Annotated in this window: 20 protein-coding genes and 1 tRNA gene; 17 read left to right on the plus strand and 4 right to left on the minus strand. The window is 73.6% G+C overall.

The window, feature by feature from the left end; translation table 11 throughout:
• Positions 1–22: 22 nt before the first annotated feature.
• Positions 23–2,269 (minus strand): PQQ-dependent sugar dehydrogenase, encoded by a 2,247-nt coding sequence (locus tag C2L58_RS04095; protein WP_103335946.1) that lies wholly within the window; start codon positions 2,267–2,269, stop codon positions 23–25.
• 277 nt (positions 2,270–2,546) lie between these two features.
• Between C2L58_RS04095 and C2L58_RS04100 the strand changes: the two genes are divergently transcribed.
• From C2L58_RS04100 to C2L58_RS04110, 3 genes are all read left to right on the plus strand, one after another.
• Positions 2,547–3,548 (plus strand): zinc-binding alcohol dehydrogenase family protein, encoded by a 1,002-nt coding sequence (locus tag C2L58_RS04100; RefSeq protein WP_199191091.1) that lies wholly within the window; start codon positions 2,547–2,549, stop codon positions 3,546–3,548.
• A gap of 54 nt (positions 3,549–3,602) precedes the next feature.
• Positions 3,603–4,481, plus strand: a complete 879-nt coding sequence (locus tag C2L58_RS04105) for an NmrA family NAD(P)-binding protein (RefSeq protein WP_441296288.1) — start codon at positions 3,603–3,605, stop codon at positions 4,479–4,481.
• A gap of 120 nt (positions 4,482–4,601) precedes the next feature.
• Positions 4,602–5,849, plus strand: a complete 1,248-nt coding sequence (locus tag C2L58_RS04110; protein WP_233225539.1) for a hypothetical protein — start codon at positions 4,602–4,604, stop codon at positions 5,847–5,849.
• Between the two features lie 176 nt (positions 5,850–6,025).
• Here C2L58_RS04110 and C2L58_RS04115 read toward each other — a convergent pair whose 3' ends face one another.
• Together C2L58_RS04115 and C2L58_RS04120 are read right to left on the minus strand one after the other, a co-directional pair.
• On the minus strand, positions 6,026–6,226 hold the full coding sequence (locus tag C2L58_RS04115; protein ID WP_103335950.1) for a hypothetical protein: 201 nt from the start codon (positions 6,224–6,226) through the stop codon (positions 6,026–6,028).
• Position 6,227: 1 nt separating this feature from the next.
• Positions 6,228–6,641, minus strand: a complete 414-nt coding sequence (locus tag C2L58_RS04120; RefSeq protein ID WP_103335951.1) for a DUF6010 family protein — start codon at positions 6,639–6,641, stop codon at positions 6,228–6,230.
• Positions 6,642–6,817: 176 nt separating this feature from the next.
• Between C2L58_RS04120 and C2L58_RS04125 the strand changes: the two genes are divergently transcribed.
• From C2L58_RS04125 to C2L58_RS04185, 13 genes are all read left to right on the plus strand, one after another.
• Positions 6,818–7,708, plus strand: a complete 891-nt coding sequence (locus C2L58_RS04125; RefSeq protein ID WP_103335953.1) for an alpha/beta hydrolase — start codon at positions 6,818–6,820, stop codon at positions 7,706–7,708.
• A 52-nt stretch (positions 7,709–7,760) separates the two neighbouring features.
• The gene (locus C2L58_RS04130) at positions 7,761–8,402 is read left to right on the plus strand and encodes a TetR/AcrR family transcriptional regulator (protein ID WP_103335954.1); all 642 of its coding nucleotides are present in this window, start codon (positions 7,761–7,763) and stop codon (positions 8,400–8,402) included.
• Between the two features lie 186 nt (positions 8,403–8,588).
• Positions 8,589–10,061, plus strand: a complete 1,473-nt coding sequence (locus tag C2L58_RS04135) for an amidohydrolase family protein (RefSeq protein ID WP_103335956.1) — start codon at positions 8,589–8,591, stop codon at positions 10,059–10,061.
• Positions 10,058–11,179, plus strand: coding sequence for a M20 family metallopeptidase (locus tag C2L58_RS04140; RefSeq protein WP_103335958.1), 1,122 nt, complete (start codon positions 10,058–10,060; stop codon positions 11,177–11,179). Before C2L58_RS04135 ends, C2L58_RS04140 begins: the two co-directional genes overlap by 4 nt.
• A gap of 23 nt (positions 11,180–11,202) precedes the next feature.
• Positions 11,203–12,096, plus strand: coding sequence for a GNAT family N-acetyltransferase (locus C2L58_RS04145; protein WP_199191086.1), 894 nt, complete (start codon positions 11,203–11,205; stop codon positions 12,094–12,096).
• Positions 12,093–13,196 carry an o-succinylbenzoate synthase gene (gene menC / locus C2L58_RS04150; RefSeq protein ID WP_103335959.1) on the plus strand — a complete coding sequence of 368 codons (1,104 nt, stop codon included), beginning with the start codon at positions 12,093–12,095 and terminating at the stop codon, positions 13,194–13,196. The genes C2L58_RS04145 and menC overlap by 4 nt, the downstream gene beginning before the upstream one ends.
• A gap of 17 nt (positions 13,197–13,213) precedes the next feature.
• A complete protein-coding gene (locus C2L58_RS04155) occupies positions 13,214–14,599 on the plus strand; it encodes a serine hydrolase domain-containing protein (RefSeq protein WP_103335961.1) in 1,386 nt (461 codons plus the stop codon).
• Positions 14,596–15,486 (plus strand): serine hydrolase, encoded by an 891-nt coding sequence (locus C2L58_RS04160; RefSeq protein ID WP_103335962.1) that lies wholly within the window; start codon positions 14,596–14,598, stop codon positions 15,484–15,486. Before C2L58_RS04155 ends, C2L58_RS04160 begins: the two co-directional genes overlap by 4 nt.
• Positions 15,483–17,138, plus strand: coding sequence for an ABC transporter substrate-binding protein (locus C2L58_RS04165; RefSeq protein ID WP_233225540.1), 1,656 nt, complete (start codon positions 15,483–15,485; stop codon positions 17,136–17,138). Before C2L58_RS04160 ends, C2L58_RS04165 begins: the two co-directional genes overlap by 4 nt.
• Complete coding sequence (locus C2L58_RS04170) at positions 17,135–18,115, plus strand: ABC transporter permease (protein ID WP_103335965.1); 981 nt, start codon at positions 17,135–17,137, stop codon at positions 18,113–18,115. The genes C2L58_RS04165 and C2L58_RS04170 overlap by 4 nt, the downstream gene beginning before the upstream one ends.
• A 1-nt stretch (position 18,116) precedes the next feature.
• Positions 18,117–19,997 carry a dipeptide/oligopeptide/nickel ABC transporter permease/ATP-binding protein gene (locus C2L58_RS04175; RefSeq protein WP_103335967.1) on the plus strand — a complete coding sequence of 627 codons (1,881 nt, stop codon included), beginning with the start codon at positions 18,117–18,119 and terminating at the stop codon, positions 19,995–19,997.
• Positions 19,998–20,070: 73 nt separating this feature from the next.
• Positions 20,071–21,027 carry an ABC transporter ATP-binding protein gene (locus C2L58_RS04180; protein WP_103335969.1) on the plus strand — a complete coding sequence of 319 codons (957 nt, stop codon included), beginning with the start codon at positions 20,071–20,073 and terminating at the stop codon, positions 21,025–21,027.
• Entirely contained in the window at positions 21,024–24,347 is a 3,324-nt protein-coding gene (locus C2L58_RS04185) for a serine hydrolase (RefSeq protein ID WP_103335970.1), read from the plus strand. Before C2L58_RS04180 ends, C2L58_RS04185 begins: the two co-directional genes overlap by 4 nt.
• Before the next feature lie 76 nt (positions 24,348–24,423).
• Here the strand turns inward: C2L58_RS04185 and C2L58_RS04190 are convergent, their stop codons facing one another.
• Positions 24,424–25,878: a DHA2 family efflux MFS transporter permease subunit gene (locus C2L58_RS04190; RefSeq protein ID WP_103335988.1), complete on the minus strand. Its 1,455-nt coding sequence runs from the start codon at positions 25,876–25,878 to the stop codon at positions 24,424–24,426.
• A 167-nt stretch (positions 25,879–26,045) separates the two neighbouring features.
• Between C2L58_RS04190 and C2L58_RS04195 the strand changes: the two genes are divergently transcribed.
• A tRNA-Val gene (locus tag C2L58_RS04195) sits at positions 26,046–26,116 on the plus strand.

A 26,116-nucleotide genomic window follows, 5' to 3' on the forward strand; every position in this document is an offset into this window, starting at 1 on the left:
GCGCGACGCCGGGCCATCCCGGTCAGCAGGGCTGCAGCAGCCAGCAGAGCCGGTAGTTCGCCTGGTAGGTCGCCCCCGCCGGCGGCGCGACGACGTTCTGCGTCCGCGCCCCGCCGTGCGCCCAGCTGGTGAAGGCGTACTTCATGTTCAGCGGGGGCAGGTTCTGCGGGCTGTTCGCGCTGATCGAGTTGGTCGAGCCGGCGATCACCGTCCGGGAGAACGGCGTGCGCTGCTGGGTCCCGCCGACGGTGAGCATCGCCTGGCTGGGGCTCGAGGTGAAGTTCAGCGTCACCGTCTTCGGCTGGAGGTCGACCGTCGTGGACCCGGTGCGGCCCGTCGAGTCCGTCGCGGTCAGCGTCAGCTGCAGGTACGACGGGTATTCGTGGTCCGGCGTGACGAACGACCCCGCGGCGACGCCGGGGAAGTCCTGGACGTTGTGGGTGTGGCAGGTGCCGTTGGCCGCGCAGTGCCGGATGGCGAGCCGCCAGGACAGCGCCGCGGGCGGCAGCTCGCCGTCCTGGGCGTCGACGGCGCGCCCGGAGAACGGCACGGTCTGCCCGACCGACCAGGTCAGCGTGGCGGCCGGGGTGTCGATGACCGGCACCGGGTCGAGCCCGGGCGGGGTCCCGACGGTCACCCGGACCGTCGTGGTCGCCGACGCGCCGTGGGAGTCGGTCACCCGCAGCCCGGCGTCGACCGCCGCGGCGGTGGTGTAGGTCCAGGTGGGTCGCGGGGCCGCGGAGTCGTCGTAGGCGCCGTCCGCGTCGAGGTCCCACGCGTAGGAGAGCGTGTCGCCGGCGTCGGGGTCGGTGGAGCCGGTGCCGTCGAACTGGACGGTCAGGGGCGCCGCCCCGCTGGACGGCGTCGCGGTGGCCGCGGCGACCGGCGGCCGGTTGGTGCCACCGGCGTAGCTCACCCGGCGCAGTTCACCGCTGCCCAGCGCGACGTAGAAGAGGTCGCCGCCGGGTCCGGTGAGCACCTGCACCGGCGTGCTGACGCCGGTCACGAAGGGCACCAGCTTGGTGGGACTGGGCTGGCCGGCGACGGTCTGCATCGCCCAGATGCAGCCGCGGGAGGAGTCGGCGAAGAACAGCGCGCCGGCGTACTCGGCCGGGTAGGTGCTGCCCGATTCGAAGGCGATCCCGCTGATCGAGGAGCCGCCGGTGGGACACGGGTCGGTGGCGACGACCTTGGCGCTGTGGTTGTAGGTGTAGAACGGCGCGGTCTGGCCGCCGGCGGAGTACAGCGATGCGCAGCGGTCGAGGTTCGCGCCGTCGTAGCCGGCCTGGCGTGCGGTGCCTTCGAAACAGGGCCAGCCGAAGTTCTCGGCCACGGCGTCGCCGGCGTTCGGGACGCGGTTGATCTCTTCCCAGGTGTTCCAGCCGACGTCACCGGCCCACAGTTCGCTCGTGCCGGGGCGGAACCCGAACCGGAACTGGTTGCGCGAGCCGTAGGCGATGACGCGCCGGGCGTTGGCGTCGGTGCTGCTCGCGAACGGGTTGCCGGGCAGGCCGTCGCCGGTGTCGGGGTCGATGCGCAGGAGCGCGCCGTTGAGCAGCACGGGCTGCCCGGCCGCGCGGCGCGGGGACTGCGACCGCAGCGCGCCGCCTTCGGCCGACGGCGGGCTCAGGTTCGTGCCGGCCGGCGAGGGCGGGTCGGCGCAGGGGTTGCCGACCTGGCCGTAGTCGGCGAAGTTGAAGCTGGCGCCGTCGCCGCCGCCCGCGTACAAGGCGCCGTCGGGGCCGAAGGCCAGTGCGCCGACCGAATGGCTGGGGAACTGCTGGCACCAGCCGGTGACCAGCGGTTTCTCGCTGACCGCCGTCCCGTCCGAGCCCATCGTCAGCCGGGAGACGCGGCCGGTCACGACGCAGCCCTGGTCGGTCGCGCCCGGCGGGGTCGGGCAGGTGTCGCCCCACTTCGGCGCGGTCCCGCCCGGCAGGGCGTCGAGGGTGTAGGAGACGTAGACGTACGGCCGGGCCGGGAAGGCCGGGTCGACCGCCAGCCCGAGCAGGCCGCGGTCCCAGAAGTCCTGGGTCGGTGTGCGAAGGTCGGCGAACACGGTCGCCGTCGGGTCGGCGAGGGAGTCGAACACCTTGAGCAGGCCGCTCTTCTCCGCGATGAACACCCGCCCGTCGGGGGCGAACGCGGCGGCGGTCGGCGAGCTGAGGCCGCCGATGGCGACCGTGTCGGTGAAGCCGGCGGGCACGGCGGCGGCCGGGGCCGCGGCGGCGACGGCCACCGCGAGGGCACCGGCGAGGGGCACGACCACCCCCGCCGCCAGTGCGCGCCTTGATCTTCGCGGAATCGGGGAACGACGAATACCCATCACGAACTCCTCGTGCGGCGGGGACCGGACTGGCGCGAACGCCGTCCGTTATGGCGCGGGAAGCCCGAATGTTGTTACGCCACAGACAAGAATGTGCACGAACAGCTCAATCCCGTTGGGGGTCAATGACTTACCGGCACTCGCGCGGCCGCCGCGGTGCCGCCATGCTGGTGACGTCCGGGGAACGAGGAGGTCATCCGTGGTGGCGCTGCCGACGACGATGCACGCCTGGCGCGTCCTGCGGCCGGGCCCGGTGGCGGCCGGGCCCGTGGACCTGGTGCGGACGCCGGTGCCGCGGGCGGGCGCGGGGGAGCTGCTGGTCCGGGTGCTGGTGTGCGGGGTGTGCCGGACGGACCTGCACGTCGCCGAGGGTGATCTGCCGGTGCACCGGCCGGGGGTGACGCCGGGGCACGAGGTCGTCGGCGAGGTGGCCGGGCTCGGTGCCGGCGTCACGGGCTTCGCGCCCGGGGACCGGGTGGGCATCGCGTGGCTGCGCGCGACCTGCGGGCGGTGCCGGTACTGCCTGCGGGGGCGCGAAAACCTGTGCCCGGAGTCGCGGTACACCGGCTGGGACGCCGACGGCGGGTACGCGGAGTTCGCGGTCGTCCCCGCGGCGTACGCGTTGCCGCTGCCCGGCGGCTACCGCGACGACGAGCTGGCGCCGCTGCTCTGCGCCGGACTGATCGGGTACCGCGCGCTCGCGCGGGCGGACCTGCCCGAAGGCGGCCGGCTGGGCGTCTACGGGTTCGGCGGGAGCGCGCACCTGACCGCCCAGGTGGCGATCGCGCGGGGCGCCACGGTGCACGTGCTGACGCGCAGCGCGGCCGCTCGTGAGCTGGCCCGGGCGCTCGGTGCGGCGTCGGCGGGGGACGCGGCCTCGCCGCCTCCGGAACCGCTGGACTCGGCGATCCTCTTCGCGCCGGTCGGTGACCTGGTGCTTCCCGCGCTGGCCGCGCTCGACCGCGGCGGCACGCTGGCCATCGCGGGCATCCACCTGTCCGACGTTCCGCCGCTGGACTACCAGCGGCACCTCTTCCAGGAACGTCAGGTGCGCAGCGTCACCGCGAACACCCGGGCCGACGCCCGGGAATTCCTGGCTTTCGCCGGCCGCCACCACTTGGAGGTCAGCACGGTGCCCTACGCGCTGGACGCGGCGGACCGGGCCTTGACCGACCTGGCCGCGGACCGGGTGAACGGCGCGGCGGTGCTGCGAGCAATCTGATGACGATGGTAACCCCAACTTGGTATCACTGATGCTAACTTGGTTAGTATCAGCGTGAACATCGAGAAGGGGTGCACCATGATCGTCATCACCGGGGGAACCGGAAAGCTCGGATCGCGGATCGTCGACCGGCTGCTCGAGCGGGTGCCGGCCGCCGAGATCGGGGTCAGCGTCCGGGAGCCGGAGCGGGCGGCCGGCCTCGCCGCCCGGGGCGTCCGCGTCCGGCGGGGCGATTTCGCCGACCCGGGCTCGCTCGCCGAGGCGTTCGAGGGGGCGGCGCAGGTCCTCGTCGTTTCGACGGACGAGATGGGCGAGCGGGCCGTCGAGCACCACGTCGCGGCGATCGAAGCCGCGCGCTCGGCGGGGGCGAAGCGCGTCCTCTACACCAGTCATCAGGCGGCGGCGGACGATTCGCTGTTCGCGCCCATGGCCGACCACGCCGCCACCGAGCGCCGGGCCGGCGAAGGGCCGTTCACCGCGCTCCGGAACGGTTTCTACGCCAGTACGGTGCCGCTGCTGCTGGGCGGGGCACTCGAAACCGGTGAACTGGCCGCGCCGGCCGACGGACCGGTGTCCTGGACGGCGCACGCCGACCTCGCCGAAGCCGCGGCGATCATCCTCGCCGGCGAGGGCCGGTTCGACGGGCCGACACCGCCGCTGACCGCACCGGTGGCCCTCGACCTCGGCGACGTCGCCGCCCTGCTCACCGAGATCAGCGGCCGGCCCGTGCGGCGAGTGGTGGTCGCCGACGAGGCGTGGGTGGCCACGCTGACCGGACGCGGCGTCCCGGCGGCGCAGGCGGAGTTGTTGCTCGGCATGTTCCGGGCCGCTCGGCGGGGCGAGTTCGCCGCTGCGGGGCGGGAGCTGGAAGACCTGCTCGGCCGGCCGGTGACGCCGCTTCGGGCGGTGCTGGTTGAGGCGCTCGAGCGGTAACCGGGGCAGCGGCGGCACGGCGCGGGATCCACAGTGGACGGACCCGCGCCCGGCGGGGGTACAAGAGGCGTACAACGCCGGTGTATGCGTTTTGGACGGCCGTCCGGCGTACTCCTCCCCATGCGAACTCCGAAACTGCTCCTGCTCGCGCTGGCCGTGGCGGCCGGCGCACTGGCCCTGCCCGGGACGGCGAGCGCCGCCTACAGCGACCCGCTGACGACGACGGCCAAGCAGAACCTGGTGTGGCACGCCACGCCGGCCGCCGCGCTGACCGCGCTGGACGGCGCGCTGCCGAACGTCAGCCTCAACACCGTCGTCAACGACACCAGCTATGACATGACCGGCTGCACCGCGGTGGAGAAGGCCGCGCTGCCCAAGGCACCGGTGGCCACCAAGTCGCTGTGCTGGGACGCCGACCGCGCCGGGACGACGACGTGGAGCCCCCAGGGCATCACGACCTCCGGCGACGCCGACGACGACGGGAAGTGGGGCGACGACAAGGTCATCCTGTCCGGCTGGCACGGCACCGACGCGCTCGGCCGCTACAACGACGCGCGGATCCAGGCGATCAACTACAACGACCCGGCCAAGGCGTCGTACCGGATGATGTACCTGGGCGTGCCGAACAGCACCGGCACCAGCTTCTCCGCGGCCCAGGCCCACATGGGCGGGATGGCCTGGTACGGCGACAAGATCTACGTGACGGCCGAAGGCAGCACTTCGACCGCCATCCGCGTCTTCAGCACCAAGCACATCCTGCAGATGACCGACACGACGTCGAACGCGATCGGCAAGACCTCGGGCGGGTACGCCGCCTACACCTACAAGTACGCGATGATGCAGGTCGGCTACTACACCTACGCGGGTGGCACCTGCAGCATGGCGTCCGACACCGGGGTGCCGTGCTTCTCGTCGATGTCGCTGGACCGCAGCACCACCCCGGCCAGCGTAGTGACGACGGAGTACTTCTCCGACCAGACCCTCCACGGCCGTCTCTACCGCTACCCGATGGGCACGGACTACCTGCTGGCGGCGTCGTCGGGCACGGTGGCCGCGAGCGAGGCACTGCGCAGCTCGGTCGGCAACATGCAGGGCGTGCTGTCGAACAACGGCAAGTGGTACGTGGCGCACAGCTCGGCGACGATCAACGGCCAGCTCTGGAGCCAGACCACGGCGAAGAGCAGCTCGGCGACGTGCGCCACCGGCACCACGGCCTGCTGGGCGGTCCACCCGGAGGCCTTGACCTACGACTGGTCGACCGGCCTGGTGTGGTCCCAGTCGGAGTGGTCGACGGCCGACTGCACGGCGAAGGACCAGACCTGCGGCCGTTCGGTCTTCGCGGTGCCGCTGTCTTCGCTGCCCGCGTGAGCTGAACCAAGACGCCAGCAAGGACGCTCCGAGCGCCGTGATCAGGTAGACGACCTGGCGCCCGGAGCGTTCCTCGCGCGATCAGACCGTTCTCGCGCAGGACTTTCAGGTGCTGCGACACGGAAGCCGTGCCCCGCCGGATTCCCGCTGACCGGCGCTGCGCACGGCGGCGGCGGTCAGGCGCCGGGGTGGCCGCAGGCGTAGACGTTCGCCGAGGCCAGCGTCACGCAGGCGGGACAGGTGTTGACCGGCCGCTCCCGGCGGCCGAAGTAGGGGTGGCGGGCGCCGCACAACGCCTGGAGCACGTCCCCGGGCCGGGGATCCGGGTGGCACCGGGGACAGTAGGCGTGCGCGGCGCGTTCGACGTCGGCGGTCATGTCACCCGGGTACCCGGGTGACATGACCGCCAACCCGCCGCCACGCCCACACGGACCGGCCGCCGGTGAAGCACCAGATCGCGATGACCGGGTCGCAGATCGCGCAGCCGAACGACGAGCCGTGGGCGAACGGCAGGATCGGCTGGCCCTTGAGGTGGTGGACGATGTCCCAGCCGGTGTGCAGCAGCCAGCCGACGCCGATGAACGTCCACGAGTCGAGCCCGCGGAACGCGACGTAGGTCAGCAGCGCGCAGAACACCAGCTCCCACGGCCCGAGCGCGCCGCCGGAAAGGTAGGCCGCTCCCGCCCCGCCCACCATGACGGCGTTGAACCGCTGCCGGTGCCGCTCCGGGATCAGGGAGTTGAGCATGACGTAGGCGAGGCCGATGAGGATCGGCGCCAGGATCTCGATCACGGGGTTCGACGTTAGGAATCGGTGGTCTCGGCCGACAGTGGCCCGGAAGTCAGGGGGCGCCGAGATCTGGCCACCGGTTCTAACTCAATCGATTGACTTAAAATGAGGTACGCTGCGGCCATGACCCGACCGAGCCCGCGCGCTCCCGCGAGAAGCCGTCGCGGTGCGGTGCGGCCGTGACCGTGCCGTGGTCCGCGGTGGCGCCCGAGCTGCGCGGCCGGGTCCGGTGGGTGCCGCGCTTGCCGCTGGAGCGGGCCTGGGTGCGGCGCCTGGTGCGGGCGGCGAGCGCGCGGACGCGGCCGCCGTCACTGCCGGACGTCACCGTCGAGCTGCGCCCCGGCCTGCGCGTGTACCGGCCGCGGGCGCCCCGGTCGGGCCGCACGCTGCTGTGGATCCACGGCGGCGGCCTGGTCATCGGCGGGGCGGCCCAGGACGACCGGTTCTGCGCGGGGACGGCGGCCGGGCTCGGCATCACCGTCGTGTCGGCCGAATACCGCCTCGCGCCGGAACACCCGTACCCGGCGGCGCTCGAGGACTGTCTCGCCGCCTGGACGTGGCTGCGGGGCCACGTCGCCGCCGAGCAGGTGGTCGTCGGCGGCCAGAGCGCCGGCGGCGGGCTCGCCGCGGCGCTCGTGCAGCGCTTGCACGACGAGGGCGAGCGACCGCGTGCGCAGTGGCTGTTCTGCCCGATGCTCGACGACCGCACCGCCGCCCGCCGCGGACTCGACACCGCCGGGCACCGCGTCTGGGACAACCGCCTCAACCGCTTCGGCTGGCGGGCCTACCTCGGGACCGAACCGGGCGCGCCGGTCGTGCCGCTGTACGCGGTCCCCGCGCGGCGGGACGACGTCACCGGGCTGCCGGAGACCTGGATCGGCGTCGGCGACATCGACCTGTTCCACGACGAAGCCGCCGAATACGCGCGGCGCCTACGCGCGGCGGGTGTCGCCACCACGTTCCACGTCGTGCCCCGAGGGCCGCACGGGTTCGAGGCCTGGGCGCCGTCGAGCGAGCTCAGCCGCCGCTACCTGGCCGCGGCGCGGGCGTGGCTGGGCCGGCTCCGGTGATCGCATCCGTAAGGTGGAGCCCGGCAGGGCGGCTGGGTGACCGGGTGGGTGGATGAACGTCAAGGCGGATCGCGCGAGTGCCACGCGGGAGAGCATCCTCGTCACCGCGGAGCGGCTGTTCGCCGAGCACGGCGTGCACGCGGTGTCCAACCGGCACATCAGCGAGGCGGCCGGGCAGGGCAACAACGCCGCCGTCAACTACCACTTCGGCACCAAGGTGGACCTGGTCCGCGCCATCGCCCGCAAGCACTTCAGCCGGATCGAGCGGCTGCGCGAGGAGCTCGTCGACGCCATCGACGGCGACGGTGAGCTGCGGGACTGGGTGGCGTGCCTGGTCCGCCCGAGCACGAGCTACCTGCACGAACTGGGGGCGCCGACGTGGTTCGCGCGGTTCAGCGCCCAGGTGATGACCGACCCGGCGCTGCGGGCGATCATCGCGGAGGAGTCGCTGTCCTCGCCGGCGCTGGCCCGCGCGGTCGAGGGCCTGAACCGCTGCCTCGACGGCCTCCCGCCCGACGTCCGCGCCGAGCGCGGCGACATGGCCCGCCAGCTGATGATCCACATGACGGCCGAGCGCGAGCGGGCCCTGGCCGAGGGCACGCCCACCCCCCGCGCGAGCTGGAACGACGCGGGGACCGGCTTGATCGACGCCGTCACCGGCCTGCTGCTCGCCCCGGTGACCCCGGCTTCCTGACCCGCCCGGACGACACGAGTACCTGGACGGACGACTCGCGTGTCTGGAGGGTCGGCTCGCGTACCTGGACGGTCGGTTCGTCCGTGCGGATGGATCGGGGCGCCGGAGTTCGTCGGCTCGGACGAACGGCTGCGCCGCCGATCCTCCTAACGTCACCTCGATCGGGTGGTGACGAGGAGGCGGCGGGTGCGGACACTCTTGCGGGGCGGCCGGGTCGTCGATCCGGGGACCGGGTTCGACGGCGTCGCCGACGTGCTGCTGGCCGGTGGCGTCGTCGAGGCGGTCGGGGCCGGGCTGACGGCGCCGGATGCGACCGAGGTCGACGTCAGCGGGCTCGTCGTCGGGCCCGGGTTCGTCGATCTGCACAGCCACGTCCACTCCGTCGCCGGGCAGCGGCTGCAGGCGATGGACGGCGTCACCACCGCGCTCGACCTCGAAGCCGGCCTGATGCCGGTCGAGCGGGCCTACGCCGAAGCCGCCGCGGCCGGGCGGCCCCTGCACTACGGCTTCTCCGCCTCCTGGGGCGCGGCCCGGGCGCAGGTCCTCGCCGGGATCGAGCCCGACGCGAACATCGACAGCGGCTTGGCCGTCCTGGGCAACCCCGCTTGGCAACGCTCTTCGTCGCCGGCGGAACTGACCGCCTGGCTGTCCCTTTTGGACACCGAGCTCGCGGCCGGTGCCCTCGGGATCGGCGTGCTCATGGGGTACGCGCCGCAGACCGCGCCCGGCGAGTTCCTGGCCGTCGCCCACCTCGCCGCGCAGGCCGGGGTGCCGACCTACACCCACGTGCGCGAGCTGGTCGAGGTCGACCCCGCGATCCCGGTCGACGGCTCGGCCGAGATCGCCGCCGCCGCGGGGGAGACCGGCGCCGCGATGCACCACTGCCACGTCAACAGCACCTCCGGCCACCACATCGACCGCGTCCTCGCCACCCTCGAGGACGCCCGCCGCGCGGGCTCCCGCGTCACCGTCGAGGCCTACCCCTACGGCGCGGGCAGCACGGCGGTCGGGGCCGCCTTCATCGAGCCGGACCGTCTGCGGCTCAAGGGACTCCGGCCGTCCAGTGTGGTCATCCTCGAAACCGGGGAACGCGTGCGCGACGAAGCCCGCCTGCGGCAGCTGCGGCGGGACGACCCGGGCGCGCCGTGCCTGCTGGAGTTCCTCGACGAAGAGGACCCCCGCGAACGCGCGCTGCTGCACCGGGCCCTGGCCTTCCCCGACGCCGTCGTCGCCAGTGACGCGATGCCCGTGTCGTGGCCGGACGGCCGCGGCGAAAGCACCGAGTGGCCGCTGCCGCCCGGCGGCCGGACGCACCCGCGCACCGCGGGCACCTTCGCCAAGACCCTGCGGCTGATGGTCCGCGAAGCGGGCGCCTGGAGCTGGCTCGAGGCGTTCCGGCGCTGCTCGTACCTGCCCGCGCGGCTGCTCGACGACGTCGCGCCCGCCGCCCGCCGCAAGGGCCACCTGGCCACCGGAGCAGACGCCGACCTCGTCGTCCTCGACCCGGACCGCATCACCGACACCGCCACCTACGCCGACCCGACCCGGCCCTCGCACGGCGTCCGGCACCTGTACGTCGCCGGAGTTCCGGTGGTTCGCGAAGGAAAGCTGGACCGGGAAGCGCTGCCCGGCAAGCCGCTGCGGGGTGAGCCGAAGTGATCGACGACATCGAGACGCTCGTCCGGTGCGAGTCGCCTTCGGCCGACCACGAAGCCGTCGCGCGCAGCGCCGAGGTCGTCGCCGGGATCGGCCGCCGCCTGCTCGGCGTCGAGCCCGAACGGATCGTCACCGACGGCCGCACGCACCTTCGCTGGCGGTTCGGCGACGGCCCGCCCCGGGTCCTGCTGCTCGGCCACCACGACACCGTGTGGCCGCTGGGCTCCCTGCGCACGCACCCCTTCGAAGTCCGCGACGGGATCCTGCGCGGACCCGGCTGCTTCGACATGAAGGCCGGGGTCGTGATGGCCCTGCACGCCGCCGCCGCGCTGCCCGGCCGCGACGGTCTTTCGATCCTCGTCACCGGCGACGAAGAAATCGGCTCGCCGCTGTCCCGCACCTTGATCGAAGAGGAAGCCAAGAGCTGCGACGCGGTCTTCGTGCTCGAAGCCTCGGCCGACGGTGGCGCGCTGAAGACGCGCCGCAAAGGTGTTTCCCTCTACCAGGTCGAGGTCGAAGGCCGTGCCGCGCACGCCGGGCTCGAACCGGAAAAGGGTGTCAACGCGGGGGTCGAGGTCGCCCACCAGATCCTCGCGATCGCCGCGCTCGCCGACGCGGACCTGGGCACCACCGTCGTGCCGACCGCGCTGACGGCCGGGACCACGACGAACACCGTGCCCGCCAAGGCGAGCGTCGCGGTCGACGTGCGGGTGTGGGACGCGGCCGAACAAGAGCGCGTCGACCGCGCCATCAGAAACCTCGCACCGGTGCACGAAGAGGCCCGGATCCACATCGTCGGCGGCATCAACCGCGCACCGCTGGACGCGGGAGCGTCTTCGGAGCTGTTCGTGCTCGCGAACGAACTCGCGGCCGGGACCCTCACCCAGGCCGCGGTCGGCGGCGCGTCGGACGGCAATTTCACGGCGGGACTGGGCATTCCGACGCTCGACGGACTCGGCGCGGTGGGCGGGGGAGCGCACGCCGACGACGAACACGTCGTCGTCGCGGAGCTGGCCCGGCGGACCGCGCTGCTCGCCGCGCTCACCGAAACCGTGCTGGCGCAACGCAGTTCGTCCGATCCGACGAACGCGCACGAAGAATCCGGTGCGGGACAACGGTGACCGGCGGCGAGCGTCCGGAAAGGATGGTGGGCGTGACAGAAGTCGTGACGAACACAGCCCCGCCGCTGCGGGACGAGGCCGCCGCCGCCGCGGCCGGTGCCGCCCTCGCCTCGGGCGTCCGGATCCGGACCCTGGCCGAGGTCGCCGACCTGGCCGCGGTGTCGCGGCTCTTCGAATCGATCTGGCGGCCCGCACCGGGAAACCCCCTGGTCACCGCCGAACTGCTGCGGGCGATGGCTTCGGCGGGCAACTACGTCGCCGGGGCCTTCGACGGACCCGAGCTGCTCGGCGCCTGCTTCGGGTTCTTCGGTGAACCCGCGAAGGGAGGACTGCACAGCCACATCGCCGGGGTCGCGACTCCCGGGCACGGCCGCGGCATCGGCTTCGCGCTGAAGCTGCACCAGCGCGCGTGGGCGCTGCGCCAGGGGGTCGCGGAGATCTCCTGGACGTTCGACCCGCTGGTGCGCCGCAACGCCCACTTCAACCTGACCAAGCTCGCCGCCCGCCCGGCGCACTACCTGCCGGACTTCTACGGCCCGATGCAGGACGGCATCAACGGCACCGGCGACACCGACCGCCTGATGGTCGCCTGGGACCTGGCGAGCCCGCCGGTGCGGACGGCCGCCGCCGGCCGGCCGGACCGGGTGGACGCGGCGGCGCTGCGGGCCCGGGGAGCCGCCGTCGCGCTGGCGGCCGGCCCGGACGGCGGCCCGGTCACCGGTGCCGCGGACGCGCCGGTGGTGCTGGTCGCCGTCCCGCCGGACATCGAGGCGCTCCGGCGCACCGACCCGGACCAGGGCCGGGCGTGGCGCGTCGCGCTGCGGGAGGTGCTGGGCGGCCTGCTCGCCGGCGGCGCCTCGGTCACCGGATTCGATCGTGCCGGCTGGTACGTGCTCAGCAAGGAGCCTTCGTCGTGAAACTCACCGGTGTGGAACTCCTCCGCGTGCGGATGCCGTTGGTGGCCCCGTTCCGGACGTCGTTCGGGACGCAGTCCGCACGCGAACTGCTGCTCCTGCGCGTGGTGACGTCCGAGGGCGAAGGCTGGGGCGAGTGCGGGGCGATGGCCGGCCCGCTCTACTCCCCGGAGTACATCGACGGCGTCGAGCACGTGCTGCAGGCCTTCCTCGTGCCCGCGCTCCTCGCCGCCGGAGAACTCACGGCGCACAAGGTCACGCCGCTGCTGGCGAAGTTCAAGGGCCACCGGATGGCCAAGGCCGCGCTGGAAATGGCCGTGCTCGACGCCGAGCTGCGCGCGCACGGCCTGTCCTTCGGCACGGCGCTCGGGTCCACAGCGGACTCCGTGCCGTGCGGGGTGTCGGTCGGGATCATGGACTCGATCCCGCAGCTGGTGGACGTCGTCGGCGGCTACCTCGACGCCGGGTACCTCCGCATCAAGCTGAAGATCGAGCCCGGCTGGGACGTCGAGCCGGTGCGCGCGGTCCGCGAACGCTTCGGCGACGACCTCCTGCTGCAGGTCGACGCGAACACCGCGTACACGCTCTCGGACGTCCCGCAGCTGCAACGGCTCGACCCGTTCGGGCTGCTGCTGATCGAGCAGCCCCTGGAAGAGGAGGACGTGCTCGGCCACGCCGAGCTGGCCCGGCACCTCCGGACACCGATCTGCCTGGACGAGACCGTCGTGTCGGCGGCCGCGGCCGCGGCCGCGATCCGGCTCGGCGCCTGCCGGATCGTCAACATCAAGCCCAGCCGGGTCGGCGGCTACCTGGAAGCGCGGCGGGTGCACGACGTCTGCGCCGCGCACGGCATCCCGGTCTGGTGCGGCGGGATGCTCGAAACCGGGCTCGGCCGGGCCGCCAACGTCGCGCTGGCGTCGCTGCCCGGGTTCACCCTGCCCGGCGACACCTCGGCGTCGGACCGGTTCTACCGCACCGACATCACCGAGCCGTTCGTGCTCGAGGCCGGACGGCTGCCGGTGCCGTCCGGGCCCGGTCTCGGCGTCACGCCGATCCCGGAGCGGCTGGCCGAGGTGACCACCGCGAAGTCCTGGCTCGCCTAGCGAAACGAGAGGTCCCCATGCCGAAACTCCCCGAACTCTCCGCCTGGCTGGAATCCCGGCTCCCCGCCCTGCTGGCCGAGCACCACGTCCCCGGCGCGGCCGTCGCCGTGTACGCCGGCGGCGAGATCATCGACCACGCCGCCGGGGTGCTCAACACGGGCACCAGCGTCGAAGCGGACGTCGATTCGCTGTTCCAGATCGGGTCGATCACCAAGGTCTGGACGACCACCCTGGCCATGCAGCTCGTCGACGACGGCGTTCTCGACCTCGAGGAGCCGGTCCGGAAGTACCTGCCGGAGTTCGTCCTCGCCGACGACGACGCGGCCGCGCGGATCACCGTCCGGCAGCTGATGTGCCACACCGCCGGGTTCGAGGGGGACATCTTCACCGACACCGGCCGCGGCGACGACTGCGTCGAGAAGTACGTCGCCACCTTGGGCGACGTGCCCCAGCTGTTCGCCCCCGGCGAGATGTTCTCCTACAACAACGCCGCGTTCTGCGTGCTCGGCCGGATCGTGGAAGTCCTGCGCGGCAAGCCCTACGGCGAATGCCTCCAGGATCACCTGTTCACCCCGCTCGGCCTGACGCACGCGGCGCCGAGCCCGTACGAGGCGATCCGGTTCCGGGCCGCGCTGGGCCACCTGACGCCGTCGCCCGGCGCCGACCCGGAACCCGCCGGCACCTGGGCGCTGGCGCCGTCCAACGCCCCCGCCGGCTCGATGCTCGCCATGCGGCCGCGCGACCTGGTCACGTTCGCCGCGATGCACCTGAAGGACGGCGAAGGCCTTGACGGCACCCGGGTGCTGAGCACCGGCAGCGCCCGCGCCATGCGGGAACGCCTGGTGGAGCTGCCCGACCTGGGTATCTTCGGCGACGCGTGGGGCCTCGGCTGGTCGCTGTTCGACTCGCCCGGCGGCAAGGTGGTCGGCCACGACGGCGGCACGATCGGCCAGTCCGCGTTCCTGCGCGCGGCCCCGGAGCACGGCGTCGCGGTCGCCCTGCTGACCAACGGCGGCGACCCGATCGCCGTCTACACCGAGGTGATCGGGCACGTCCTGCGCGAGCTGACCGGCATCCAACTGGCCGCGCCGCCGGTGCCCGACCCGGCCGCGCCGCGCTTCGACGCCTCGCGGTACGTCGGCGAGTACTCGTCGTCGGTGGCGGACATCGTGGTCAGCCAGGACGACGACGGCCGCGTCTGGGTCGAGCGCGTCCCGAAGGGGATCTTCGCGGAGCTGGCCAAGCCGGAGAAGATCGAGCTGGTCGCGCTGAACGGCGACACGCTGATCCTGGCCGAGCCGATGCAGGGCATGTACGTGCCGCACGCCTTCGTCGGGGACGACGGCACCGGCCGCGCGCTGTACCTGCACACCGGCCGGGCCGATCGGCGGGTGACCGCGTGAGCGGCGTCGAGGCGGAGATCGCCGGCATCTTCGCCTCGGTGGGCGCGCACGGCTTCCTGCACGCGCGGGAAATCGGCGGCGGACCCGAGGTCGCCGTCGGTGCGGACGACCCGGTGGTGCTGGCGTCGGTGTTCAAGATCCCGGTCGCCGTCGCCTACGCCCGCGAAGTGGCCGCGGGGCGGCTCGACGAGACCGCCCGGACCCGCGTCGGCTCGCGCTACCGCATCGGCGGCATCGGCACCGCGGGCTGCGCCGACGACGTCGAAATGAGCTGGCGGGACCTCGCGCTGTTCATGCTGACGATGAGCGACAACGCCGCCACCGACGTCGTCTACCACCGGATCGGGCCGCCGGCCGTCGACCGCGTCCTCGCCGACCTGGGCCTGCACCGCACCCGGCTGATCGGCTGCTGCGAGGACCTGTTCGCCTCCGTCCTCGCCGACGTCGGGGCGCCCGAAGACGCCGACATCGACGCCGTGTTCGCCGGCGCGACCGCCGAGCAAACGTGGAAGCTCGCGGTGCTGGACCCCGCGCGCACGACGTCGTCCACCCCGCGCGAGATCTCCGAGCTGCTCGACGCGGTGTGGACCGACCGCGCCGGGGAGCCCGCGGCGTGCGAGCGGGTCCGCTCGATGATGGCGCGGCAGATCTGGCCCCACCGGCTCTCGTCCGGCTTCGGCTCGGACGTCGCGATCGCGGCCAAGACCGGCACGCTGCCCGCGGTCCGCAACGAGGCCGGCGTGGTGTCCTTCCCGGACGGCCGCAGCTTCGCCGTCGCGGTCTTCACCCGCGCGAACTCCCTGGCCGAACGGCAACCCGCCATCGACGCGGCGATCGGCCGGGCCGGCCGGCTCGCCGTGGACCACCTGCGGAAGGAAACCCCATGATCCAGACCCATTTCTTGCGGGGGTCCGGGTGGCGGAGCCCCCGGCCCGGGGCGAAGCCCCGGTTCGGCGCACGACCGGTGGTGGTCCTGCTCGGCGCGCTCGCCCTCGCGGCCACGGCCTGCGGGGGACCGGGTGACGCCGGTGCGTCCGGCGGCAACCTGGCCGACGGCAAGACGTTCACCCTCGGGATCGCCTCCGACCCGGGCAACCTGGACCCGCACATGTCGGTGCTGGCCGTGACCGGGCAGGTCGACCGGTTCCTCTACGACTCCCTGGTCGAACTCACCCCCGACGGCAAGCCGCTGCCCGCGCTGGCCGAAAAGTGGGACGCCACGACGACCACCGCGTCGTTCACCCTGCGCCCCGGGATCACCTGTGCCGGCGGCACTCCGCTGACCGCCGCCGACGTCGCCGCGAACATCGGGTTCGTCGGCGACCCGGCGAACAAGTCGCCGTTCGCCGGCCTGACGATCGCGCCGGGCACGAAGGCCACCGCCGACGAAGGGACCCGGACGATCACCGTCGCCAGCGGCGCGCCCGACGCGTTCCTGCTCCGCAACGTCGGCGCCCTGCCGATCGTCTGCGGCAACGGCCTGGCCGACCGGAAGCTCCTGGCCAAGGGCGGCAGCGGCACCGGCATGTTCGCCGTCTCCGAGATCGTGCCGAACGACCACTACACGTTCACCCGCCGCAAGGACTACACCTGGGGGCCGGGGGACTGGAAGGCCCAGCAGGCCGGCCTGCCCGACAAGGTCGTCGCCCGGGTCGTCCCGAACACCTCGACCGCGACGAACCTGCTGCTCTCCGGTGAGCTGAACGCCAGCCAGATCAACGGGCCGGACCGCCAGCGCCTGGAAGCGCGGAAGCTCTTCCACGCGGACTTCCTCGCCCCGCTCGGGGAGATCTTCTACAACCAGGCCGCCGGGCGCCCCGGCCAGGACGAGTCCGTGCGGCGCGCGCTGACCCAGGCGCTCGACCTCGCCCAGCTCGGCAAGGTGCTGACCAACGGCACCGGCAAGCCGTCGCAGAGCCTGGTCACCGCCGAGCCGAAGGCGTGCTCGGGCGACACCGTCACCGGCCACCTGCCCACGCACGACCCGGCGGCGGCCGCGTCCGCTTTGGACAGTGCGGGCTGGAAGGCCGGCCCGGACGGCGTGCGCGTCAAGGGCGGCAAGCGGCTGGCGCTCACCGTCCTCTACGGCACCCAGCTCGGCCCGACGATGGCACCCACCGCCGAACTGGCCCAGCAGACGTGGAAGTCCCTCGGCGCCGACGTCACGCTCAAGGCCGTCGACAGCCCGGGGCTGTCCCAGGTGCTGTTCGGCACCGGCGAGTGGGAGGTCTCGCTCGGCCCGGTCGGGCTCACCCTGCCGAGTCAGCTGGTGCCGTTCGTGTCCGGCCCGGCGGCGCCGGACGGGACCAACTTCGGCCACATCGCCAACCCGGAGTACGAGCAGGGCGTGAAGCAGGCGGCCGCGATGAGCGGCGAGGCCAGCTGCCCGGCCTGGCAGGCCGCGGAGACCGCGTTGGTCAAGCGCGTCGACGTGGTGCCCTACATCGACTCCGTGGTGCCGTACTACGCGAGCGGTTCGCGGTTCGACGTCAGCCAGGGCAGCGTCACGCCGTCGTCGATCCGGATGTACGCGCGATGACCACCGCGGCGGCGCCGGCCCGCCTGCGCGGCGGACCGTGGCCGGCGTTCGCCGCCCGGCGGCTGACCCGGTTCGCCGTCTCGCTGTGGGCGCTGGTCACCGCGGCCTTCCTGATGATCCACCTGGTGCCGGGCGATCCGGTGCGCGCCGCGCTCGGGATGACCGCCCCGGCCGACCTGGTGCGGGCGAAACGGCTGGAACTCGGCCTGGACGACCCGCTGTGGGTGCAGTACGGGCACTACCTGCGCGGCCTGCTCACCGGCGACCTCGGGACGTCGATGGCGAGCGGCCAGCAGGTCACCCAGGTGATCGGCGACCGGCTGCCGGCGACCCTGCAGCTGGCGATCCCGTCCTTCGCCGTCGTGGTGGCCGTCGCGATCCCGGTCGGCGTCGTCTTCGCGGTGCTGACCCGCGGCGGCCGCCGCCGGGGCGGCGAGCTGGCGTTCACGTCGGTGAGCGTCTTCCTCGCGGCCGTGCCGGAATTCCTGGTGGCGGTCGCGCTGGTGGCGCTGTTCGCGGTCGGCCTCGGCTGGTTCCCGGTGGCCGGCGGCGACGACGCGAGCGCGTACGTGCTGCCGGTCGCCGCCCTGGCGACCGGGCCGGCGGCGGTGCTCGCCCGGATGGTCCGGGTGGAGCTGCTGTCCGTGCTGGGCGCCGACTTCGTCCGCACGGCGCGGGCGAAGCGGCTGCCCGCGCGGCTGGTCTACGTCCGGCACGCGCTGCCGAACGCGCTGACCGCGACCCTGACGCTGGGCGGGCTGATGCTGACCGGGCTGGTCGCGGGCACGGTGCTGGTGGAGAACGTGTTCGCCTGGCCCGGCCTCGGCTCGACGATCGTGCAGTCGATCCTGCAGAAGGACTACCCGCTGGTCCAGGGGATCGTGCTGGTCTACGGCGTCGGCGTGCTGCTGGTGAACCTGCTGGTCGACGTCGTGCTCGGGCTGCTCGACCCGCGCTCGGCCATTCGGGAGGCGTGAGATGGCTCGACGCGGTTCGGTGTGGACGGCGGCCCTGCGCACGCCGGTGGGCGCGTGCTCGGCGGTGCTGCTGGCCCTGGTCGTCGTCCTGTCGGTGCTGGCGCCGCTGCTGTGGGGTGACGGCGCGGCCGCGATCGACACCGACGCGATCGGCCAGGGCCCGTCCGGGGCGCACCCGTTCGGCACCGACTCCCTCGGCCGCGACCTGCTGCTGCGCACCCTGGTGGCGACCCGGCTCTCGGTCGGGCTCGCCGTGCTCGCCACCGCGATCGGCGCCGGCACCGGCGTCGTCCTCGGGACGCTGCCGTCGGTGCTGCCCCGCCGGGTGGGCCGGCTGCTCACGGCGGTCGTCGACATCGCCGTCGCGTTCCCCGGGCTGCTGCTGGCCCTGTTCCTCGCGGTGATCTTCGGCGTCGGCACGCACGGCGCGGTGCTAGCGATCGGCTTCGCGATGGCGCCGGCGTTCGCGCGGCTCGTGCAGACGCTCTCGGCGTCGGTCAGCGGGCGCGACTTCGTGGCCGCGGCCCGGATCGCCGGCGTGGGCCGGGCCCGGCTGCTGGCCCGGCACGTGCTGCCGAACATCGGCGAGCCGCTCGTCGTCAACGCGACCATCGGGGCCGGCTCGGCACTGCTCGCCTTCGCCGGGCTGTCGTTCCTCGGGATCGGCGTGCAGGCACCGGACTACGACTGGGGACGGCTGCTGCGCGAAGGCCTGGACGGCATCTACGTCAACCCCGCGGCCGCGCTCGCCCCCGCCGCGGCGGTGGTGCTCGCCGGGCTGGCGTTCAACCTGGTCGGCGAGACGGTCGCCGCGGTGGTCGGGGTCCGGACCCGCGCGAGGAGGCGCGGTGCACCGCCACGGCCGGCGGCGCGGCCCGCCCTCGCGCAGCCGCCCGCGGACGCGGTGCTCGTGGTGGAGAACCTCCGGGTGGCGTTCCCCGGCCCGGACGGCTGGACGGTCCCGGTGCGGGGAGTCAGCTTCTCCGTCCGCGCCGGCGAAGCGATCGGCGTGGTCGGCGAGTCCGGTTCCGGCAAGAGCCTGACCGCGCTGGCCGTGTCCCGCCTGGTCGAAGCGCCCGGCGTGGTCACCGCCGACCGGCTCGAGTTCGCCGGGACACCGCTGGCGGAGGCGTCGGACCGCGAGCTCGGCACGGCGCTGGCCATGGTGTTCCAGGACCCGATGACGTCGTTCAACCCGGCCCGCCGCGTCGGCGGCCAGCTGGCCGAGGTGTCCGAGCAGCACCACGGCCTGTCGCGGCGTGCGGCGTTCGCCCGCGCGGTGGACCGGCTGGCCGCGGTGCGCGTCCCGGCCGCCGAGCGGCGCGCCCGGCAGTACCCGCACGAGTTCTCCGGCGGCATGCGGCAGCGGGCGATGATCGGGATGGGCCTGATGGGCCGGCCGAAGCTGATCGTGGCCGACGAGCCGACCACCGCCCTCGACGTCACCGTGCAGCGGCAGGTGCTGCGCCTGCTGGCCCGCACGCGGGAAACCGAGGGTGCGGCGATCCTGCTGATCAGCCACGACATCGCCGTGGTTTCCCAGACGTGCGAACGGATGCTGGTGATGTACGCCGGCCGGATCGTCGAGGACCTGCCGACCGGGAGCCCGGCCCGGCACCCGTACACGCGGGCGCTGCTGGCCACCACGGTCGACCTGGAAACCGACCGCGACCGGCCCCTGGAAGTCATCCCCGGCCGCCCGCCGGAACCCGACCAGGTGCCCGAAGGCTGCGCGTTCGCCGCCCGGTGCCCGCTGGCTTCGGAGCGCTGCCGCACCGAAGACCCGGTGCTCGAACCGGCCGCGGACGGCCACCGGGTCGCCTGCTGGCACCCGCAGGTCACCGCCCTTTCCGGACAGTCCCATGAGGAGGGTGCGGCATGAGAGAGCCTGCGAACGAATCATTCAACACTGCGTCCGCCGCTCAGGCCACGCCGAGCGCCGGCGAGGCGTGCGCATGAGCGCGCTCGAGTTCGACGGCGTGAGCGTCCGCTACGGCAAGCTGACCGCGGTCGACGGCGTCAGCCTGACCGTCCCTTCAGGACAGGTCGTCGGCCTGGTCGGCGAGTCCGGCTCCGGCAAGTCGACCCTCGCCCGGGCGGCCGCGGGGCTCGCGCCGGTCAGCGCGGGCCGGGTGCTGCTCGACGGCGTCGACGTGCGGCGGCTGCCCCGGCGGCGTCCGCTGCAGATGGTGTTCCAGGACCCGTATTCGTCGCTGGACCCGCGGATGGCGATCGGCGAGTCGATCACCGAGGCGATGCCGCCGGGCACGTCCCGGGCCGAGCGGCGGGCCGAGGTCGACCGGCTGCTCGAACTGGTGAACCTCGACCCGGGCAGTGCCGCGGCGCTGCCCGGCCGGCTCTCCGGCGGGCAACGGCAGCGCGTCGCGCTCGCCCGGGCGCTGGCCGGGCGGCCGAAGGTGCTGGTCGCCGACGAGATCACCTCCGCACTCGACGTCTCGGTGCAGGGCGCCGTGCTCAACCTGGTCCGGGACGTGCAGCGGCGGCTGGCGCTGTCGATGCTGTTCATCTCGCACAACCTCGCCGTGGTGCGGTACGTCAGCGACGTCGTCGCGGTGATGTACCTCGGCCGGATCGTCGAGGCCGGGCCCGCCGAGCAGGTCCTCACCGAGCCGAAGCACCCCTACACGCGGGACCTGCTGGCCGCCGCGCCCTCGGCGCACCGGCGCCTGCTCGACGACACCGGTGCCGGCGCGCTCGCCGACACCGAACCCGCCGACCCGCACCACCCGCCGGCCGGCTGCCGCTACCACCCGCGCTGCCCGATCGGGCCGCTCGTGCACGCCGACCGCACCCTCTGCCTCACCGCCGACCCGGCCGACGAGGCGGCGGCCCGGCCCCACTCCGCGGCGTGCCACTACGCCGCGAGCCATCCCACGAGGAGATCCGCATGACCCGACGTCCGGGCACCGACGACCTGTACGCCCTCGAGTTCCCCGAGCACCCGGCGATCTCGCCCGACGGCAGCCGGATCGCGTACGTGCTGCGCACCGCCGACCGCGACCGGGACGAGGACACCCGCTCGCTGTGGGTGGTCTCGACCGAATCCGGCGAGCCGCGCCGGCTCACCCGGGGCCCGGCCGACCTCGAGCCGGCGTGGTCACCCGACGGCACGCGGCTCGCGTTCCTGCGCGCCCAGGACGGCCCGGCGCAGCTGTGGCTGCTCCCCGCGGACGGCGGCGAGGCTGAGCGGGTCACCACGCTCCCGCTGGGCGCGGGAACCCCGGTCTGGCGGCCGGACGGCGCCGAGATCGCCTTCGCCGCCCCCGTCGACCTCGCCGCGGACGAGGGCGAGGACGACGTGGCGCGGACCCGCCGCGCGGGTGCCCCGGTGGTCGCCGACCGGCTCGACTTCAAGGCCGACGGCGCCGGGCTGCTGCGGACCCTGCGCAAGCACGTCCACGTCCTCGACGTCGCCACCGGCGAGGTCCGGCAGGTGACGGCGGGGGACTGGCACGCGGGCGACCCCGCGTGGTCGCCGGACGGCGAGCGGCTGGCCTTCCCGGCGGGACCGGAGGCGGACAGCGACCTCACCTTCCGCTCCGGCGCGTACGTCGTCGAGCCCGGTGACCGCGCGAGCGAACCGCGGCTGATCGGCTCGGCCGAGGGCATGTGCGGCGCGGTCACCTGGACCGCCGACGGCGCCGCGCTGCTCGCCGTCGGCCGCCGCGACACCGCGCCCGGGCACCTCGGGCTGCTGCAGATCCCGCTGGACGGCGGCGAAACCACCGACCTGGCCGCCCCGCTCGACCGGAACGTCATGCCCGGCGGGGCCGGCTACCCCGGCGCGCTCCCGCAGCTTTCCGGCGCCACCGTGCTGTTCTGCGCCCGCGACCGCGGGTACACGCAGCTGTACGCGGTCGACGCCGAAGGGGGTGAGCCGCGGCTCGTCGCCGGCGGAGCCGGGACCGCCGTGACGGGGATGACCGTCGCCGAGGGCACCGCGGCGATCGTGCTGGCCACCGCGACGTCCTACGGCCAGATCGCGACGGTCGCCGTCACCGGGGGAGTGGTGGACGTCCGCACCGCGCACGGGCCCGGCGAGCTCGAGCCGTTCGTCTCGGAGGAGCGGGAGTTCACGATCTCCGACGGCACGGTCGTGGCCGGCTGGCTGCTGCGCGACCCCGCCCGCACCGGCCCGCGGCCGCTGCTGCTGGACATCCACGGCGGCCCGCACAACGCGTGGAACGGCACCGCCGACGCCGTGCACCTCTACCACCAGGAGCTCGTCGCGCGCGGCTGGGCGGTGCTGCTGCTCAACCCGCGCGGCAGCGACGGCTACGGCGAAGCGTTCTACACCGCCGCGGTCGGCGCCTGGGGCGTGGCCGACGCCCGCGACTTCCTCGAGCCGCTGGACGACCTGGTCGCCGAGGGCGTGGCCGACGCGCGCCGGCTCGCCGTGGCCGGCTACAGCTACGGCGGCTACATGACCTGCTACCTGACCAGCCGCGACGACCGGTTCGCCGCGGCGGTCGCGGGCGGGGTCGTCAGCGACGTGGTCAGCATGGCCGGCACGTCCGACAGCGGCCACTACCTCGGCGTCTCCGAACTCGGCGCGATCCCGTCGGAGAACCGGGCGCACTACACCGCGCTTTCTCCCTTGTCCCAGGTGGAAAAGGTCCGCACGCCGACCCTGGTGGTGCACGGCGCCGCCGACGACCGGTGCCCGGCCGGGCAGGCCGAGCAGTGGTTCACCGCGCTGCGCGAGCAGGGCGTGCCGACCCGCCTGGTGCTCTACCCCGGCGCGTCCCACCTGTTCATCCTCGACGGGAAGCCGTCGCACCGGCGGGACTTCAACCGCCGGATCGCCGACTGGGTGGAGCAGCACGCGGGGGAGCCGGGCAAGCCGGCGCGGGTGCCGCTCGACGCCGCGCACTGGCGGCGGCGCCTGGCCGCGCTCGCGCGCAAGCACCGCGTGCCGGGTGCCTCCCTGGGCATCCTCCGCGGCGACGACCAGGTGCTCGCGAGCCACGGCGTGCTGAACACCGCCACCGGCGTCGAGGTCACCGACGAGTCGGTGTTCCAGATCGGCTCGATCACCAAGGTGTGGACGGCCACGGTGGCGATGCAGCTGGTCGACGAGGGCCTGCTGAAGCTCGACGCGCCGATCGCCGACGTGCTGCCCGAGCTGCGGCTGGCCGACCCCGACGTCACCAAGCAGGTGACGCTGCGGCACCTGCTCACCCACACGAGCGGCATCGACGGCGACGTCTTCACCGACACCGGCCGCGGCGACGACTGCATCGAGAAGTTCGTCGGCCTGCTGGAGGAGGTCGCGCAGAACCACCCGCTCGGGGCGACGCTGTCCTACTGCAACTCCGGGTTCGTGCTGGTGGGCCGGGTGATCGAGCAGCTCACCGGCCTGACCTGGGACGCGGCGCTGCGCGAGCGGCTGTTCATCCCCCTCGGCCTGACCCGCACGGGCACGCTGCCGGAAGAGGCGCTGCTGCACCGCGCGGCGATGGGCCACGTCGCGGCCGGTGACGGCGAGCCGCGGCCGGCCCCGGCGTGGGGCCTGCCGCGCTCGGCGGGCCCGGCCGGCCTGATCACCGCGCCGGCGGCGGACGTCCTGGCGTTCGCCCGGATGCACCTGGCCGGCGGCCTCGACGTGCTGTCCGGGGCGTCGGCGGCGGCGATGACCGAGTGGCAGGCGGACATGCCCGACAAGCACACCCTCGGCGACTCGTGGGGCCTCGGCTGGATCCGCTTCGACTGGGACGGCCACCGCGTCATCGGCCACGACGGCAACACGATCGGGCAGTCGGCGTTCCTCCGGCTCCTGCCGGAGCACGGGCTGGCCGTCACGCTGCTCACCAACGGCGGCAACACGCGCGACCTCTACGAAGAGCTCTACCGCGAGATCTTCGCCGAGCTGGCGGGGGTGGCGATGCCCCGCCCGATCTCGCCGGCCGCCACCCCGCCGTCCGTGGACTTCGCGGAGTTCCTCGGGGTCTACGAGCGCGCGTCGATGCGGATCGAGGTCTTCGAGGGCGATTCGGGCCTGCGGATGCGGCAGACGATCACCGGCCCGATCGCCGCGCTGGTCCCGGAGCCGACGACGGAACACGACCTGCTCCCGATCGGCGGTCCTCAGTTCGCCTTCCGCGAGCCGGGCGCGCGGTCCTGGATCTCGGCGACGTTCTACACGCTGCCGACGGGGGAGCGGTACCTGCACTGCGGTGTCCGCGCGACCCCGCAGGTCGAGGCCGGGTAGCCCGGTTCTCTCCGGACTCCCGCTTCCGCTCGCAGGCCTGCCCCCGGCCTTCGCCGAGCGGAAGCGGGACCTTCGCTCAGTGCTCCGAAGGAGACACAGTGGACGATGCAGCCGGACCGCGCCGGATCAGCCAGCTGCCCGCGAAGGCGACCAGCCCGATGACTCCGGCGAGGATGAACGCCGCCCGCAGCCCCGAGCCGTCCGGGCTGGCCGCCGTCGTGTCGTGGCTGCCCAGCGTCGCCACGCTGATGAACACCGCGGTGCCGAGCGCGCCCGCGACCTGCTGCAGCGTCGAGAGGATCGCGCTGCCGTGCGAATACAGGTGTTCGGGCAGCGAGCCGAGCGACTCGGTGAACAGCGGCGTCATCATCAGCCCGAGCCCGGCCATCATCAGCACGTGGATCCCGATCACCGCGATCAGCGGCGAATCCGGCCCCAGCACCGCGAACAGCCACAGCGAAGCGGCCATCGCCGCCGCGCCGGGGATGACGAGCGGGCGGCCGCCGACCTTGTCGAACAGCGCGCCGACCGGGCGGCCCAGCAGCCCCAGCACCAGCCCGCCGGGCAGCACGGCCAGCCCGCTGACGAACGTGCTCGTGTGCAGCACCGTCTGCAGGTACAGCGGCAGCATGATCGCCGCGGCGCCGATCAGGCACATGAACAGCAACGCGGTCAGCACCAGCGAGACGACGAAGCTGCGGTGGGTGAACGGCCGCAGGTCCAGCAGGGCGCGGTCCCGGCGCTGCAGCCGCAGCTGCCGCCAGGTGAACACCGCCAGGGAGACGACCCCGACGACGATCGGCACCCAGCTCGGCACCGGCGGCTCGGCCCCGGCCTGCTCCCCGCTCGACGACAAGCCGTACAACACCCCGCCGAACCCGATCGCGGACAGCAGCACCGACGGCAGGTCCAGCGGCACCTGACGGCGTTCCCCGTCGAGCCGCAGCATGAGCGCCCCCGCCACCAGCGCGGCGACCGCCAGCGGCAGCACGATCCAGAACATCCAGCGCCAGCCCAGCGACGACAGCACCGCACCGCCGATGGTCGGCCCGATCGCCGGCGCGACCGCGATGACGATCGTGATCGTGCCCATCGTCGCGCCGCGCCGCTCCGGCGGCACCAGCCGCATCACGGTCGTCATCAGCAGCGGCAGCATCACCGCCGTGCCGCACGCCTGCACCACGCGCCCGGCCATCAGCAGCCCGAACCCGGGCGCGAGCGCGCTCAGCAGCGTGCCCAGGCTGAACGCCGACAGCGAGAACAGGAACACCTGCCGCGGCGAGAACCGCTCCAGCAGGAACCCGGTCGTGGGGATGACGACCGCCATCGTCAGCAGGAACCCGCTGGTCAGCCACTGCACGGTGGTCGTCGGCACGTGCAGGTCGACGGTCAGGTCGCGCAACGCGACGCTCAGGATCGTCTCGTTGAGGATCATCACGAACGCGGAAAGCACGAGAACCCCGATGAGGAGTCCCGAGCGCGCCGGGGGGCGGTTCACGTCGGCGGGCGGGGTGGACACGGTTTCGGTCATCGGGGTGGGACTCTCCTGGTCGGCCGGGACGGTCGTGGCGAGCACGGACGTCCCTCGCAGTGTGCCCGTTTCGGACCTCTCCTGTCAGGCGGTTTTCGGTACACCGGACCCCCCGCACGCCCCCGCGAGGCGTCCGATATGCTTGTCTCAACACGGAGTTCCGCAGCGCGCGATTAGCTCAGCGGGAGAGCGCTTCCCTGACACGGAAGAGGTCACTGGTTCAATCCCAGTATCGCGC

The sequence above is a fragment of the Amycolatopsis sp. CA-126428 genome (genome assembly GCF_002904335.1).
Lineage (GTDB): Bacteria > Actinomycetota > Actinomycetes > Mycobacteriales > Pseudonocardiaceae > Amycolatopsis.